Annotated in this window: 17 protein-coding genes; 7 read left to right on the plus strand and 10 right to left on the minus strand. The window is 72.3% G+C overall.

Features of this window, described 5'->3' with window-relative positions; genetic code table 11:
- Positions 1–69: 69 nt before the first annotated feature.
- Positions 70–1,065, plus strand: a complete 996-nt coding sequence (locus ABD652_RS00580) for a 1,4-dihydroxy-2-naphthoyl-CoA synthase (RefSeq protein WP_344717245.1) — start codon at positions 70–72, stop codon at positions 1,063–1,065.
- 109 nt (positions 1,066–1,174) lie between these two features.
- Here the strand turns inward: ABD652_RS00580 and ABD652_RS00585 are convergent, their stop codons facing one another.
- Together ABD652_RS00585 and ABD652_RS00590 are read right to left on the minus strand one after the other, a co-directional pair.
- Entirely contained in the window at positions 1,175–1,543 is a 369-nt protein-coding gene (locus ABD652_RS00585) for a type II toxin-antitoxin system death-on-curing family toxin (protein WP_344717246.1), read from the minus strand.
- The gene (locus ABD652_RS00590) at positions 1,543–1,749 is read right to left on the minus strand and encodes a hypothetical protein (RefSeq protein WP_344717247.1); all 207 of its coding nucleotides are present in this window, start codon (positions 1,747–1,749) and stop codon (positions 1,543–1,545) included. Before ABD652_RS00590 ends, ABD652_RS00585 begins: the two co-directional genes overlap by 1 nt.
- Positions 1,750–1,893: 144 nt before the next feature.
- Between ABD652_RS00590 and ABD652_RS00595 the strand changes: the two genes are divergently transcribed.
- The 4 genes from ABD652_RS00595 (at position 1,894) to ABD652_RS00610 (ending at position 5,453) form a co-directional block, all read left to right on the plus strand.
- The gene (locus ABD652_RS00595; protein ID WP_344717248.1) at positions 1,894–3,030 is read left to right on the plus strand and encodes an aldo/keto reductase; all 1,137 of its coding nucleotides are present in this window, start codon (positions 1,894–1,896) and stop codon (positions 3,028–3,030) included.
- Positions 3,031–3,111: 81 nt separating this feature from the next.
- Entirely contained in the window at positions 3,112–3,246 is a 135-nt protein-coding gene (locus ABD652_RS00600; RefSeq protein ID WP_344717249.1) for a hypothetical protein, read from the plus strand.
- On the plus strand, positions 3,243–4,526 hold the full coding sequence (locus ABD652_RS00605) for an AMP-binding protein (protein WP_344717250.1): 1,284 nt from the start codon (positions 3,243–3,245) through the stop codon (positions 4,524–4,526). Before ABD652_RS00600 ends, ABD652_RS00605 begins: the two co-directional genes overlap by 4 nt.
- A gap of 51 nt (positions 4,527–4,577) precedes the next feature.
- The gene (locus tag ABD652_RS00610) at positions 4,578–5,453 is read left to right on the plus strand and encodes a 1,4-dihydroxy-2-naphthoate polyprenyltransferase (RefSeq protein WP_344717251.1); all 876 of its coding nucleotides are present in this window, start codon (positions 4,578–4,580) and stop codon (positions 5,451–5,453) included.
- Positions 5,454–5,474: 21 nt separating this feature from the next.
- On the opposite strand, the gene ABD652_RS00615 is transcribed toward ABD652_RS00610, so the two are convergent.
- Positions 5,475–6,029, minus strand: coding sequence for a PLD nuclease N-terminal domain-containing protein (locus tag ABD652_RS00615; protein WP_344717252.1), 555 nt, complete (start codon positions 6,027–6,029; stop codon positions 5,475–5,477).
- Positions 6,030–6,133: 104 nt separating this feature from the next.
- Between ABD652_RS00615 and ABD652_RS00620 the strand changes: the two genes are divergently transcribed.
- The gene (locus ABD652_RS00620) at positions 6,134–6,535 is read left to right on the plus strand and encodes a DUF4229 domain-containing protein (protein WP_344717254.1); all 402 of its coding nucleotides are present in this window, start codon (positions 6,134–6,136) and stop codon (positions 6,533–6,535) included.
- 54 nt (positions 6,536–6,589) lie between these two features.
- Here ABD652_RS00620 and ABD652_RS00625 read toward each other — a convergent pair whose 3' ends face one another.
- The 7 genes from ABD652_RS00625 to ABD652_RS00655 all read right to left on the minus strand — a co-directional run bounded on the left by ABD652_RS00625 (position 6,590) and on the right by ABD652_RS00655 (position 12,679).
- Positions 6,590–6,967: a DUF2267 domain-containing protein gene (locus ABD652_RS00625; protein WP_344717255.1), complete on the minus strand. Its 378-nt coding sequence runs from the start codon at positions 6,965–6,967 to the stop codon at positions 6,590–6,592.
- Positions 6,968–7,005: 38 nt separating this feature from the next.
- Complete coding sequence (locus tag ABD652_RS00630) at positions 7,006–7,233, minus strand: DUF2795 domain-containing protein (RefSeq protein WP_153142746.1); 228 nt, start codon at positions 7,231–7,233, stop codon at positions 7,006–7,008.
- A 110-nt stretch (positions 7,234–7,343) separates the two neighbouring features.
- Entirely contained in the window at positions 7,344–8,468 is a 1,125-nt protein-coding gene (ccsB, locus tag ABD652_RS00635) for a c-type cytochrome biogenesis protein CcsB (RefSeq protein ID WP_344717256.1), read from the minus strand.
- A gap of 11 nt (positions 8,469–8,479) precedes the next feature.
- Positions 8,480–10,255: a cytochrome c biogenesis protein ResB gene (gene resB, locus ABD652_RS00640; protein ID WP_344717257.1), complete on the minus strand. Its 1,776-nt coding sequence runs from the start codon at positions 10,253–10,255 to the stop codon at positions 8,480–8,482.
- The gene (locus tag ABD652_RS00645) at positions 10,255–11,010 is read right to left on the minus strand and encodes a cytochrome c biogenesis CcdA family protein (RefSeq protein ID WP_344717258.1); all 756 of its coding nucleotides are present in this window, start codon (positions 11,008–11,010) and stop codon (positions 10,255–10,257) included. Before ABD652_RS00645 ends, resB begins: the two co-directional genes overlap by 1 nt.
- Complete coding sequence (locus ABD652_RS00650; RefSeq protein WP_425574520.1) at positions 11,007–11,669, minus strand: TlpA family protein disulfide reductase; 663 nt, start codon at positions 11,667–11,669, stop codon at positions 11,007–11,009. The genes ABD652_RS00645 and ABD652_RS00650 overlap by 4 nt, the downstream gene beginning before the upstream one ends.
- Before the next feature lie 305 nt (positions 11,670–11,974).
- Entirely contained in the window at positions 11,975–12,679 is a 705-nt protein-coding gene (locus tag ABD652_RS00655; RefSeq protein ID WP_344717259.1) for a histidine phosphatase family protein, read from the minus strand.
- A gap of 104 nt (positions 12,680–12,783) precedes the next feature.
- Here ABD652_RS00655 and ABD652_RS00660 point away from each other — a divergent pair, with 104 nt between their 5' ends.
- Positions 12,784–13,947 carry a hypothetical protein gene (locus tag ABD652_RS00660; RefSeq protein ID WP_344717260.1) on the plus strand — a complete coding sequence of 388 codons (1,164 nt, stop codon included), beginning with the start codon at positions 12,784–12,786 and terminating at the stop codon, positions 13,945–13,947.
- The last annotated feature ends 41 nt before the right edge of the window (positions 13,948–13,988 follow it).

Consider the following 13,988-nt stretch of genomic DNA (forward strand, 5'->3'; position numbering starts at 1 on the left):
CCACACCCTACGGTCGGCGGACCGCGGACGGAACAGGGGCCAGCGACGACGCGCGATAGACTCGGGGCCGTGACCGACGCTCAGGACTCCCAGGACCGCCAGGACTCTGCCGCCTCGACCCCGCCCCTCCCCGAGCAGGTCTCCGACCTCTTCGACCCGTGGCAGTGGCGCCGCGTGGAGGGCTTCGAGCTGCAGGACGTCACCTACCACCGCCGCGTCGAGCGCGACGCCGACGGCCGCGTCCTCCGCGATCTGCCGGCGGTGCGCATCGCCTTCGACCGCCCGGAGGTGCGCAACGCCTTCCGCCCGGGCACCGTCGACGAGCTGCACCGCACGCTGGACCACGCGCGGATGACGCCCGACGTCGGCGCCGTGCTGCTCACCGGCAACGGGCCCTCGCCGAAGGACGGCGGGCACTCCTTCTGCTCGGGCGGCGACCAGCGCATCCGCGGCCGCGACGGCTACCACTACGCCGACGGCGAGACCGCCGAGACCATCGATCCGGCCCGCGCCGGGCGGCTGCACATCCTCGAGGTGCAGCGACTGATCCGCACCATGCCCAAAGTCGTCGTCGCCGTCGTCAACGGCTGGGCGGCCGGCGGCGGACACTCGCTGCACGTCGTCGCGGACCTGACGATCGCCTCGCGGCAGCACGGGAAGTTCAAGCAGACCGATGCGACCGTGGGCTCCTTCGACGCCGGCTACGGTTCGGCGCTGCTGGCCCGCCAGATCGGCCAGAAGAAGGCCCGCGAGATCTTCTTCCTCGCCCGCGAGCACTCCGCCGAGGACATGGTCGCCGCCGGGGCGGTCAACGAGGCCGTCGACCACGAGCAGCTGGAGGAGGTCGCCCTGGAGTACGCCGACGACGTCGCCCGCCAGTCCCCGCAGGCGGTGCGGATGCTGAAGTTCGCCTTCAACGCCGTCGACGACGGGCTGGCCGGCCAGCAGGTCTTCGCCGGCGAGGCCACTCGCATGGGCTACATGACCGACGAAGCCGTCGAGGGCCGCGACGCCTTCCTGGCCAAGCGCGAGCCGAACTGGGCCGACTTCCCGTACTACTACTAGCGATGACTGGCGATGACTCTGTGGCACGTGTGGGAATGGCCCGGCTTTCCCACACATGCCACGGAGTCATCCCCGCCCCACCCTGAGCCGGCGGGCCGGAACAGATCGCCTACGGCCAGCGCCGGATGGTCGCCTCGAGGAAGGCGGCGGACTCCTCCAGAGTCAGTTTCCCCTGGGCGACGTCGAGGATGTGGTCGAAGGCCGCATCGTCCTCGGCGATCAGCTGAGCGCCATTGCGACGGAGGAAGACGATCAGCAGCACGAAGGCCGTGCGCTTGTTGCCGTCGAGCAACGCGTGGTTCCTCGCGAGCGACTCCGTCTGGGCGGCCGCAGCGAGCTCGAGAGTCGGATACGCCGATCGACCGAAGACGGCGGTCACGGGCCGTGCCAGAGCGGACTCGAACAGGCCCTCGTCCCGCAGGTGGAAGCCCAGCCTGCCCACGACGCCGAGCGCCGCCTCCAGGCTGACCCGCTTCATCAGGCGTCCGCGAGGCGCTCGATGACCTCGCCGTAGCGTTCGAAGGCATAGTCGACGGCTTCGTCGACCTGCTGCTGCTCGTCTTCACTGCGCACCAGCCGCTCGACGCTCTGCGTGATCAGTGCATGCTTGGAGATGTGCTTGCGGGAGGCGATCTCCTCCAGCTGTTTCTCGAGCTCCTCCGGCAACCGCAGTGTCATGGCCATACCACGATGGTATCACCGGCGGTGCCGGCGAGGACGGTCGAGGCCAGCATCCGCATATCGACGCGGAGGAACGATTCAGTTCAGCGCGACGAGGGTATAGATTCGCTCGTGGACACGCTCCGCCGATCAGCAGGAGGCACCCTCGTGAGCACCCCGACTCCCTACGCACCGTCCGGATCCGAGCCGTTCCACCGCCAGCTCTCCCCCACCTGCGGACTGCGGGTCTCCCCCATCGCCCTGGGCACGCTGACCTTCGGCCGCGGCGAGGAGCTCACCCATATGGGAGACGTCGACGCCGACGGCGCCGCCCGGATGCTGGCCCGCGCCCATGAGGCCGGGGTCAACCTGATCGACACGGCCAACCTCTACGGGAACGGCGTGGCCGAGGAGGTCGTCGGCGACGCCCTGACCAAGCTCGACTGTGCCGAGGACTTCCTGATCACCACCAAGGCCCGCATGGTGATCGGCGACGGCCCCAACGACGGCGGCGCCTCCCGCTGGCACCTGCTGCGCGAAGTCGACCGCTCGCTGTCCCGGCTGGGCCGCGACCACATCGACCTCTTCTACCTGCACCAGTGGGACGGCCAGACCCCGCTGGAGGAGACGCTGGAGACGATGGACACTCTGGTGCGCTCCGGGAAGATCCGCTACTACGGCGTCTCCAACTACATGGGCTGGCAGCTGCAGAAGGCCCTGCGGGTCTGCGAGGCCAACGGCTTCATCAAGCCGGTCTCCCAGCAGATCCTCTACTCCGCCTACACCCGCACCGCCGAGTACGAGCAGATCCCCGCCGCGCTCGACGCCGGCATCTCCACCCAGCCGTGGAGCCCGCTGAACATGGGCCTGCTCACCGGAAAGTGGCGCCGCGGCCGGCAGCCCGAGGGGCCCTCCCGGCTGAAGGACGGCACCGGCGCGGAGATGCGGGTGCCGGACTGGGGCCGCCTCCACGACGTCGTCGACGCGCTGGAGGAGGTGGCCGGCCGGCACGACGGCGCCACCATCCCGCAGGTGGCCCTGGCCTGGACGCTGACCCGCCCCGGCGTGCACAACGCCGCCGTCGCCGCCCGCAGCCTCGAGCAGCTCGAGGACCTGCTGGGCTATGCCGCCCTGCAGCTGACTGCCGAGGACCTGGCGACCATCGACCGGGTCAGCCGCCCGGAGATCATCTACCCGCACTGGCATCAGGCGGACATGGCCGCCGAGCGGCTCAGCCCGGCCGACGAGGACATCATCGGCACCGTCGGCGAGCAGGTGGCCGAACAGTTCGGCGCCCGCTCCTGAGCAGGGCGACCGTGCGGCGTGAGGCGTCGCCGAGCTCACGCCGCACGGCCTCTGCGGAAGGCCGATGCTAGTCTGAGGGTCATGCCTGAGATCTCCTCGGGGGCAGCACGCACCCGCCGCCCATTCCGCGAGACGGGCACCGGACGGGACGCCTGCCGACGGCTCGGCACCGAGCGGTCCGAGACTGCCGCCGCCGACTCCTCCTGCGGCCGATGAGTCCGACCGGCCCCGCAGAGCGCCGGACGGCGCAGGCGCTCGACGCCCTGGACGCCGCCCTGCGCGGCCACGCCGCACCTCTGGAGTTCCGCCCGGCCGACGACGACGGCGCCGCGGACTGGACGCCGCGGCCCGATGTGCTCGACCTGCCGCATCCGGCCGCCCACGCCGATCCTGGCACAGCCGACGAGGGCGCCTCGGTCGAGCGCCCGGCCGTCGTCGTGCGCACCTCCGGCTCCACCGGCACGCCGAAGCAGACGCTGCTCTCCGCCGCCGCGCTGCGCGCCTCCGCCGAGGCCACCGCCGAGGCGCTCGGCGGCCACGGCCAGTGGCTGCTCACCCTGCAGCCCAGCTACGTCGCCGGCCTGGCGGTGCTCTCCCGCAGCCTCGTGGCCGGCACGACGCCGGTGCCGCTGCTGACCGGCACCACCGATCCGGAGCGCTTCGCCGCCGCCGCCGAGCAGCTCACCGCCGAACGGCGCTTCGTCTCCCTGGTGCCCACTCAGCTGTCCCGGCTGCTCGACGCCGGCCACGACCGCACGACGGCCGCACTGCGCCGCTTCGACAGGATCCTGCTCGGCGGCGGCGCCTCCTCGGACGAGCTGCTCGAGCGTGCGGCCGCGGCCGGACTCCGCGTAGTGCGCACCTACGGGATGAGCGAGACCTGCGGCGGCTGCGTCTACGACGGCCGCCCGCTGCCCGGCGTCGGCGTCTCCGCCGACGCGGACGGGCGGATCAGCCTCTCCGGCCCGATGGTCGCACTGGGCTACACCGACGCCGCGCTGAGCGCCGAGCGCTTCGACGTCGACCCGGCCACCGGGCATCGCCGCTTCCGCACCGACGACCTCGGCGCCCTGAGCACCCTCTCCCCCGAGGACGCGGACTCCCCCGCCGACCCGGCGCCGTCGGGCGCGACCCCCTCGAACGTGCCGCGGCTGACGATCACCGGCCGCCTCGACGACGTGATCACCACCGGCGGAGTGAAGATCTCCGCCGAGCAGGTCCGGGCCGTGCTGCTCGAGCATCCCGAGGTGACCGACGCCTTCGTCGGCGGCGTCGCCGACCGCGACTGGGGCCAGACTGTCCGTGCGGCGGTGGTGCTGGACGCAGCCTCGCGCACTGAGGCCGTCCTCGAGACCCTGCGCGCCGCCGTCCGCGAGCGCCTCGGCCCCGCCGCCGCCCCGAAGAGCCTGCAGGTGCTGACGGCGCTGCCGCTGCTGGCCACCGGCAAGCCCGACCGGCGCCGGCTGCTCGACCTTCTGGCCGTGGACCGGCCGTGAGCCGTCCTCGTCCTGCTTCCCCGTCCGCCTCGCACCCTCTGGAGGAACCCCATGGCCGCCCCGCATGACTGGATCGCCGGAGCCCGCCCGCGCACGCTGCCGATGGCCGTCGCCCCGGTGGCCATCGGCGCGGCCGCGGCCGCCGCGCTGGGAGCCTTCGACCTGCTCATCGCCGTGCTCGCCCTGGTGGTGGCGCTGGCGCTGCAGGTCGGGGTGAACTACGCGAACGACTATTCCGACGGCGTCCGCGGCACCGACGACGAGCGCGTCGGCCCGATGCGGCTGACCGCCACCGGCGCGGCGGCCCCGGGCCGGGTGAAGGCCGCGGCCTTCCTGAGCTTCGGCGTCGCCGCCCTGGCGGGACTCGTCATCGTGGTGCTCTCCGGGCAGTGGTGGATGCTCGGCCTCGGGGTGGTCTGCGTGCTGGCGGCCTGGTGGTACACCGGCGGGTCGAGGCCCTACGGCTACCTCGGGCTGGGCGAAGTGATGGTCTTCCTGTTCTTCGGCCTGGCCGCGACGCTGGGCACCACCTGGGCGATGGCCCAGCAGCTCAGCGCCGGCGCCGTCGTCGGAGCGGTCAGCCACGGGCTGATCGCCGCGGCGCTGCTGATGGCCAACAACGTCCGCGACGTCCCCACCGACCGCGAATCCGGCAAGCGCACGCTGGCGGTGCGGCTGGGCGAGCGTCCCGCCCGGGCGAGCTACGTGGTGATGACCGGTCTGGCGCTGCTGCTGCCGCTGACGCTGCTGGGGCAGAGCCTGTGGTTCCTGCTGGTGCTGCTGGCCGTGCCGTTCGCCCTCGGCCCGGCGCGGATCATGCTCTCCGCCCGGCATACCGGCGGCGCGCTGATCACTGTGCTGCAGCTGACCGGCCAGATCGGGCTGGTCTTCGCCGCGCTGCACTCGGCGGCGCTGCTGCTCGGCTGAGCCTCCGCGGTCCGCGCCCGGTCAGCGGGGCTGGTCCGGCGCGTCCGAGCCCGGGGCCTCGGGGGTGTCATCGGCGTCGTCCGCGCCGTCGGTGTTGCCGGCGTTGCCGGTGTTGTCGGCGCCGTCGCTCGAGTCGTCCGTGCGGCCCGTCTCGCCCGAGCCGGCGGAACCTGCCGAGCTGCTCCGGCCGTTCGTGCCGGCCGGCGAGCCGCCGTCGGCGTCGTCTCGGTCGGCCTCAGGCTTCTTCCGCCGCTCCCGGGCCTCGAGCTCCTGCTCCTTGCGGCGCAGCTCCTCCTCGCGCTGACGCCGGCGGCGCTGGACCTCCAACGTGTGCAGGAAGTTCGGGTCGTCGTCGGGGGCGCCCTTCGGCGCCGTCGGGCCGGCGCCCGCATCGCCGCGGCGGCGGCCGAAGCCCAGCCACAGGCCGGCCCCGATGACCGGCACGAGCACGATGACCGCGAGCCACGCGGCCTTGCCCATCACCCGCAGGCGATGGCGCGGGGTCTGGATGCACTCGATCAGGCTGTAGATAACCAGACCGAGGCCCACGATCCCGAGCGGAATGATCAGCCTCATACCTGCCACCCTAGTTCATCGGCGCAGGTCGCATCACTCCACGTCGGACCGCACCGCGGCCGCCCGATGCGCCGGACGGCGGGCCGGCGACCTACAATCGAGGGGTGGCGCTCCTCAAGTACTCCCTGATCCGTCTGGCGACCTTCTGCGTGGTCTTCGCCGCGTGCATGTTCCTGCAGCTCGGCCGCTTCACGCTGCCCTTCGCCGTCCTGGTGGGACTGCTGGTCTCCTGGGCGGTGGCCTATCTCTTCTTCGACCGCCAGCGAGTGGCCGCCGGCGAGCAGCTGGCCGCGATCGTCTCCGGCCGCCGCCGGACCGCGGCCCGACAGCAGGCCGACGCCGACGCCGATGCCGAGGACGAGCTGGCCGAACAGTACCACGCGGCGGACGTCCGGCCGCAGAACACGCGGCAGTCCGAAGAGGACCGTCGAGGCTCGGAGGACCAGGGCGACCGGGGCACGGACGGACCGGACCGCGGCGCGGACGACGACCGCCCGCGCGGATGAGCGACGCGGGGCCGGTGCCGGCCCCGCGTCACTCATCCGCCCGTCATCTCGGAGTCAGCTCCAGCGCGCGTATCCGGAGAGGTCCGTGGGCAGGGCGGCCATGAAGTCGGTCCGCTCCCCCTCGCTGACCGCCTCGGCGATCGAGGACAGCACCGCATGCGCGGCGTCGCGGGCCTGATCGGCAGTCTGGTCGAGCCGGCCCCGGAGACGCTCGATGAACTCGTCCTCTCCGAATCGCCCGGCATCCTCCCCGGGATCGGTCAGCAGCTCGGCGAAACCGCTCGGCAGCTGGGCCGCCAGGCGGGCGGCCTCTCCGCCCAGATCGCGGCTCCCCAGCACGGTCAGCACCTCGGTGGTGACCCGCCGAGCCTCGTCCTCGGAGGAGTACTCGCCACGCCGCCGCACCAGGTCGGTCACGTCGTCGGTGTTCATGGGTGGTGCTCCTTCCCTGCGTCCGGTCGTCGGACGGCTCAGCGCTCAGTGCCGCCCGGCGCGTCCTGGCCCTCGGGCTCCTGGGGCACGGCCTCGACCACGTCGTCCATGCTCTCGAATCGCTGATCGGGCAGCGCGCGCAGGGCCTGCAGCGACTTGGCGTCGACGTCGCGCTCCTCGGCATAGCCGACGAGGTCGTCCTTCGACGCCGGGAAGTCGACTCCCTGCAGCGCCTTCTGTGCTCTGAGATCGTCCCGCGCAGTCATGCGGTTCTCCTCTCGTCCGGGATCCCCGACGCTAGTCGCCCGGCGAGCTCCTGACCAGCCTCCGCGCTCGCAGGGGCACGGCGCGCTTCACTCCGGCGCGCCCGCGCACCTCACTCCGGCAGGCCCGCGTAGGAGTGCAGGCCGGCGAAGAGCGTGTTGACCACGGTGAAGTTGAAGATCACGCAGGCGAAGCCGATGATCGACAGCCAGGCCGAGCGCGAGCCGGTCCATCCGCGCGTCGCGCGGGCGTGCAGGTATCCGGCGTAGACGACCCAGACCACGAAGGTCCAGACCTCCTTGGTGTCCCAGCCCCAGTAGCGGCCCCAGGCCTCCTCGGCCCAGATCGCGCCGAAGATCAGCGTCAGCGTCCAGGTCACGAAGCCGATGGTGTTGATCCGGTAGGCCCGGTTCTCCAGCGCCATCGCCGAGGGCACCATGCGCATGAACTGCCAGCCGCCGGTGTCGGACAGCATCCCGGCGGCGCGCTTGGCCTCGCGGCGGTGCTGGATCAGCTGCAGCACGCTCATCGCGAAGGTCAGCGTGAACAGCCCCATGGAGAACACCGCCACGGAGACGTGGATGACGATCCACGGGCTCTGCAGCGAGGGCTGCAGATGGCCCAGCGGCGTCGGGAAGCCGATGGTCGCCGCAGTCATCATCACCACGACCAGGCCGACGGCGAAGGTCCCCAGGAAACGCAGGTCCTTGCGCAGCAGCGAGACCAGGTAGACCGCCGCGACGACGAACGCGCCGGTGGTGAGGAACTCGTACATGTTGCCCCAGGGCACGCGGCCGGCCGCCGTCGCCCGGGCGCCGACGGCGAACCCGTGGGCCAGCGCGGCGAGGATGGTCAGCGCCACCGCCACATTGGCCAGCGGACGCGCGATGCCGGTGTAGGTCATCTCGTCGTCGACGAGATCCTCGGCGGAGGCTTCGACGGCGCCCGGCGCCTCGTCGGGATCCCCGGCGTCGGAGCCCCCGGCGTCGGCGCTCCCGGCCGCCGAGGATCCCGCGCCGGCGGGCGCCGTCGCCCGGATCTGCGCGGAGCGCTCGGCCCGCTCGGCCTCCTGCTCGGCGGCGAGATCGGCCTCCAGGCGCCGGATCGTCACCGAGCTGCGCGCGATGTCCAGGGCGAACATCAGGAAGGCGCCGGTGTAGATCAGCGCGGCGATGAGCATGAACAGGTCGCTGTACTGCGCCAGCTCCTGATCGATCGAACCGGTGAAGGTGGGCATGGCGAACCTCGTCACTTCTCTCGTCCGGACGCGCCGCGGCCGCGTCGGCCGGGCCCGTCCTGCTCGTCGGTCGGCGTCTCATGGTGCGCCTGCTCGGGCGCGCGCACCGGCCACTGCTTCTCGAACCGGGACCGCAGCGCGATGGTCTCCTCGCGCAGGCGGAAGTCCTCTCCGCGGGCCAGCAGCCCGTAGGTCACCAGCGTGCGGCCGGCCTCGTTCGTCGTCGCCGTCACCCACGCGCGACGCCGGCGCAGGAACAGCGAGAGGATCAGCCCGGCCAGGGCGGCCAGCGCGAAGATCAGCACGCCGGTCTTGCCCGGGTTGTAGTGGATGTCGATGCCGATGTAGTTGGTCACTCCGTCAAAGCTGATCGAGCCCAGCCCGTCGGGCAGCTCGGCGGTCTCGCCGACGTCGAGCGAGAGCCCGCCGGACTCGGAGGTCCGGGAGTTCAGCTCGGTCAGCCCCTCGGTGTCCAGCACGTAGACGTTCTGCGGCTCGCCGGAGTCCAGCCCCAGATCGCCGGCGTAGGAGTTCAGCTGCAGCTGCGGGTTCTGCAGCGCCGGGTCCACCGAGACCGCCGCGCCGGAGTCGCCCTCCTGGGCGGTGGGCAGCAGCAGTCCGACGAAGCTCAGCTGCTCCGGCCGGGCGTCGGGGGCCTTGATCACCACGGTCGAGGTGTAGACCGAGTCCTGCGCCCGGGCGACCACCGGCCCGGAGTAGGCGACGTCGCCGGCGCCGTCGCGGACGGTGACCTCCGGGGCGTAGCCGTTGCCGACCAGGAAGACCCGCGCGCCGCCGAAGGTCAGCGGGTGGTTGACCTTCAGCTCGTGCTCCTCCGGCTCGGCCCCGGGCTCGTCGCGGACGGTGACGTCGGCGGTGAAGTCCAGGGGCTGGCCGTAGTGGCTGGGGTTCTCCCGGTCGAAGATCCGCTCGAAGCTGTCCAGCGTGACCGAGAACGGCTCCATCTGCGACTCGTCGAAGGCGGTGCCCGGCACGAAGTTGTCGTAGGAGACCAGCGAATTGACGAAGCTCTCGTCCTCGGTGACGATCTTCTGCCCGTAGTAGCTGAACATCGAGCCCGCGGCCACGCAGATCAGCACCCCCACCAGCGAGACGTGGAAGAGCAGGTTGCCGATCTCGCGCAGATACCCCTTCTCGGCGCCCACCGAGGCGGGCACCTCGCGGCCGCGGGCGTCGGTGCTCGCCTCGCGGACGTCGACGCGGTAGCGCCGCCCCTTGAGGACCCGCGCCGCGTCCCGGACCGCCTGCTCGGGGGCCGGGCCGTCGTCGTCGAGCTCCACGGCGCCGTGCTGGGGCAGCCGCTCCAGCCGGCGCGGCGTCCGCGGCGGCGGGGAGCTCATCTGCTCCAGGTGCTTCTTCGCCCGCGGGATGATGCAGCCCACCAGCGAGGTGAACAGCAGCAGGTAGATCGCCGAGAACCAGAAGGAGGAGTAGACGTCGAAGACCTGCAGCGAGTCCAGGATCGGCCCGGCGGTCGGGTGGTCGTCGAGCCAGCGCTCGACGGCGGCCTGCCCCTGCACGCGCTGCGGGAACAGCGAGCCGGGCACTGCGGCGACGGCGAGCAGGAGCAGCAGCATCAGCGCGGTGCGCATGCTGGTCAGCTGGGTCCAGGCCCAGCGCAGCATGCCGACCGGGCCCAGCGCGGGCACGGCGACGTCGCCGCGGCGCCGGCCGGAGGACCTGCCGGAGCCGCCGTCGGCGGTGGACTCGGCCTCGGTCAGCGCGTCCTCGCGCGCATTGTCACGGTGGGCGGACGGCTGGGTCATCAGATGGGCAACCTCACCTCGTTGGCGAACCAGTCCTGCAGAGCATAGACCCACAGGTTCCACACGCCGGTCAGCATGAGCACGCCGATGAGGATCAGCATGCCGCCGCCGGCGCGGGCGACGACGACGCGGTGCCGTCGGAAGAAGTCCACTGCCCGCATGCCGCGGGTCAGCCCCATGCTGATGAGGATGAACGGGATGCCCAGGCCCAGGCAGTAGACGGAGACCAGCAGCGCCCCGCGGGCGGGGTCGCCGCCGACGGGGGTGGACATCGCCAGCACCGCCGCCAGCGTGGGGCCGATGCACGGCGCCCAGCCCAGACCGAAGGTCGCGCCCAGCAGCGGGGCGCCGAGCAGTCCGTCGGGCGGGCGGCGCGCGATGCGTCGTTCGCGCTGCAGCGGGGTGAAGACTCCCATGAAGACCAGGCCCATGAGCACCACCACGGCGCCGAGGGCCTGGGTCAGCCAGCCGCCCTCGACCCGCAGCCACACTGTGGCCTGCGAGAACAGGAAGCCGACGAGCAGGAAGATCACGGAGAAGCCGAGCACGAAGAGCACGGCGCCGAGCACCAGCCGGGCGCGCCGGCGGTCCTGCAGCTGCACTCCGGAGAGGCCGGTGACGTAGCCGAGCCAGCCGGGCACCAGCGGCAGCACGCAGGGCGAGAGGAAGGAGACCAGACCGGCGAGCAGAGCCACCGGCAGCGACAGCAGCAGCGAGCCGTCGGTGACGATCTCGGCGAAGGGGTTGCCGCTCATGCCTCCGCGCGCTCCTCGAGCGCAGTGGAGATCAGCTCGTCGAGGATGCTCGGCTCGGCGGCGCCGAGGATGCGGGCGGCCACCCGGCCCTCGACGTCCAGGACCAGCGTGGTCGGCACCGCCGACGGCGGCACGTAGTCGGTCATCGCGAGCATCACCTGGCCGTCGCGGTCCTCGAAGGAGGGGTACTCGATGCCGAAGTTGCGCTCGAAGGCCGCCGCGGTGCTCTCGGAGTCACGGGTGTTGACCCCGAAGAACTGCACGCCCTGGTCGGAGTACTTCCCGTGCAGCTCCGCCAGATCCGGAGCCTCCAGCCGGCAGGGGGCGCAGGCGGCGTACCAGAAGTTCAGCACGACGACGTCGCCGCGCCAGTCGGCGGGGCCGGTCGTCTCGCCGGAGAAGGTCTCCGACTCGAAGGTGACCGGTTCGCCGCGGTCGGCGGGGGCGAACTCCTGCACCGAGCCGTCGCCGGCGACGTAGTTCTTGCCGTCGTCGCCGGCCTGCTGGGCGAGGTCGTCGTTCTCCGCCCCGCAGGCGCTCAGCGCGAGCAGCCCGGTCAGCAGTCCGGCGCCGCCGAGCACGGCACGACGACCCACCGTCCGTCGCTCGACGCCGCCCGACGGGGCGGGCTCGTGCGGCGAATCCTGGGAAGGTGTCATGGAGCGGTCCTCGGGAGAGCGGGGCTGCCGGGCGGCGGGCGCCGGCAGACGGTCGTGCGGGTCGGCGTCGCCGACGTCGGGCGGGCCGCGGGACGGCTCCGCCGGCACAATTCTACAGCGCGTAGTAGGCGCCGACGACCCACGGCGACTCCGTGTGACCGGGGCCGGGCCCGGCGCGCCGTCGTCCGACGCCGTCGGGACCGTACCAGCGGAAGCTCGGTGCGGCCTGACCAGCTGGTCTCCGCCCGCTCACTGCCCGCTCGCCGGCCGCCGCGCGGCGTCGACCTCGACCTCGGACGTCAGGCTCAGGCGCCGGGCAGCGCCGTCGCGTCCTTGAGCAGCTCGCGATTGGGCTCCTCATAGCTGACCGCCTCGACGCCGTCGGGGCCGACGTGCAGCGAGGTGATCGAGGTCAGCGAGCATTCGCGGCTGCGCGGATCGTGCCACAGCCGACGGTCCTCGGCCCACAGCCGGGTGACCCAGATGGGCAGCTGGTGGGAGACGACGACGACCTCCGCGCCGTCGCCGTGCTCGGCGACCGCCTGGTCGGAGAGGTCCTTCACCGCGGCGAGCACGCGGGAGACCTGCTGGGTGTAGGGCTCGCCCCAGGAGGGCCGCAGCGGATTGACCAGCAGCGGCCAGCGCCGCGGGCTGCGCAGATGCCGCCGCACGTTCGACAGCCCTTCGAAGGCGTTCTCCGCCTCCAGCACGCGGTCCTCGCCGACGATCTCGAGGTCCAGCCGCTCGGCGATCGGCGCGGCGGTCTGCTGGGCGCGCAGCAGCGGCGAGGCGGCGAGCAGGTGCACCGGCCGTCCGGCGTCGGCGCGGCGGCCGAAGTGCTCGGCGACGCCGTCGGCCATGCGGCGACCCAGCGCGGAGAGCCCGTAGCCGGGCAGCCGCCCGTAGAGGACCTTCTCGGGGTTCTCGACCTCGCCGTGGCGGACCATGTGGACGGTGGCCGACGCCGGCCGCGAGGCCGCGCCCGGGACGGGGATGCTCGATGATGCCATGGGGACCAGTCTGGCAGAAGGCGTCTGTCTGCGCGGATCGCCGGGCGATAGGCTGAATGCCGAGATCAGAGACCGTTCCCACCGGCACGAGGAGGACCGGAGCCATGACCAGCTCTCCGGACGAGCACGACCAGCAGACCTACGGGCAGCCGACGTCCGGACCGCCGGCGTATGGGCAGCCGGCGTCCGGGGAGCCGGCCTACGGACAGCGGTACGACCGCCCCTCCGGAGAAGCCCAGCCGCAGCCGGGCCAGCCGCAGCCGGGATCGGCTCAGCACGGGTGGGCGCAGCCGGACTGGAACCAGCAGAGCCAGGACCAGCAGGGTCAGTACCAGCAGAGCTGGAACCAGCAGGCGCAGCCGCCCCATCACGCACAGCACTGGGCGCAGGCTCCGGCTCAGGGACATCCGACGACCGCCCAGCAGCCGTCCGACCAGCAGGGGCCGGCACGCGGCTCCCGGCCGATCACGCTGGTGCTCAGCATGATCCTGCAGCTGGTGGCCGGCACGCTGCTGCTGATCGGCGGAGTCGTCGTCGCGATGAACCTCTTCTCCGCGGACCCGGCGACCGTCATGGGCGGGATGGGGTATCCCTACACCGGGATGGGCTACCAGGATCGCGCCGACCTGGTGATGACCTTCGGCGTGCTCGCCCTCATCGGCGCCGTCGTCTTCGCCGCCCCGTATTACGCGCTGGCCTTCTTCAGCACGATGGGGTCGCAGGTCGGGCGCATCCTCGCCACGATCTATCTGGCTCTCAGCCTCACCTCGCTGGTCTTCACCCCGTGGAACCTGCTGCTGGTGGTCGCGCCCAGCATCGCCGCGCTGGTGCTGCTGTGGGTGCCGCAGAGCACCGAGCACGTGCGCCGTGTCCGGGCCGCGAAGGCACCTGCCGCGGCGACCGGGACCTACCCCGTGCAGGCCTATCCGCAGCAGGCGTGGCAGCAGCCCGCCGCGCCGCAGGCCTGGCAGCAGGGGTACGGCCAGCAGGGTTATGGCCAGCAAGGTTATGGCCAGCAGCCCTACGGCCAGCAGGGGTACGGTCAGCAGAGCTATGGCTCGCCGTACGACCAGCAGGGTTATGGCCAGCAGCCTTACGGCCAGCAGAGCTATGGACACCAGGGGTACGGCCAGCAGCCTTACGGCCAGCAGGTCGCCCAGCCGCAGCACGGATCACCGGACTCCGCTTCGCAGAGCCCCGACTCGGCCGAGCGGGCACCCTCGTCCGAGCAGGACCCGCAGGACCCCTCGGACGACGCCCCGCGCTGAGCGCACAGAGGTCACTGCCGGAGCCGCCGACGAGCAGGGCC

Origin of the sequence: Nesterenkonia halobia (genome assembly GCF_039536005.1) — a bacterium.
Classification (GTDB): Bacteria; Actinomycetota; Actinomycetes; order Actinomycetales; family Micrococcaceae; genus Nesterenkonia; species Nesterenkonia halobia.

Excerpts from the sequence above, each read along its gene's own strand:
- ABD652_RS00590 (WP_344717247.1), bottom strand. The coding sequence starts at position 1,749 with ATGGCCATGACACTGCGGTTGCCGGAGGAGCTCGAGAAACAGCTGGAG.
- ABD652_RS00605 (WP_344717250.1), top strand. The coding sequence starts at position 3,243 with ATGAGTCCGACCGGCCCCGCAGAGCGCCGGACGGCGCAGGCGCTCGAC.
- ABD652_RS00610 (WP_344717251.1), top strand. The coding sequence starts at position 4,578 with ATGGCCGCCCCGCATGACTGGATCGCCGGAGCCCGCCCGCGCACGCTG.
- ABD652_RS00625 (WP_344717255.1), bottom strand. The coding sequence starts at position 6,967 with ATGAACACCGACGACGTGACCGACCTGGTGCGGCGGCGTGGCGAGTAC.
- ABD652_RS00655 (WP_344717259.1), bottom strand. The coding sequence starts at position 12,679 with ATGGCATCATCGAGCATCCCCGTCCCGGGCGCGGCCTCGCGGCCGGCG.
- ABD652_RS00615 (WP_344717252.1), bottom strand. The coding sequence starts at position 6,029 with ATGAGGCTGATCATTCCGCTCGGGATCGTGGGCCTCGGTCTGGTTATC.
- resB (WP_344717257.1), bottom strand. The coding sequence starts at position 10,255 with ATGACCCAGCCGTCCGCCCACCGTGACAATGCGCGCGAGGACGCGCTG.
- ABD652_RS00650 (WP_425574520.1), bottom strand. The coding sequence starts at position 11,669 with ATGACACCTTCCCAGGATTCGCCGCACGAGCCCGCCCCGTCGGGCGGC.
- ABD652_RS00585 (WP_344717246.1), bottom strand. The coding sequence starts at position 1,543 with ATGAAGCGGGTCAGCCTGGAGGCGGCGCTCGGCGTCGTGGGCAGGCTG.
- ABD652_RS00600 (WP_344717249.1), top strand. The coding sequence starts at position 3,112 with ATGCCTGAGATCTCCTCGGGGGCAGCACGCACCCGCCGCCCATTCCGC.
- ABD652_RS00630 (WP_153142746.1), bottom strand. The coding sequence starts at position 7,233 with ATGACTGCGCGGGACGATCTCAGAGCACAGAAGGCGCTGCAGGGAGTC.
- ccsB (WP_344717256.1), bottom strand. The coding sequence starts at position 8,468 with ATGCCCACCTTCACCGGTTCGATCGATCAGGAGCTGGCGCAGTACAGC.
- ABD652_RS00660 (WP_344717260.1), top strand. The coding sequence starts at position 12,784 with ATGACCAGCTCTCCGGACGAGCACGACCAGCAGACCTACGGGCAGCCG.
- ABD652_RS00645 (WP_344717258.1), bottom strand. The coding sequence starts at position 11,010 with ATGAGCGGCAACCCCTTCGCCGAGATCGTCACCGACGGCTCGCTGCTG.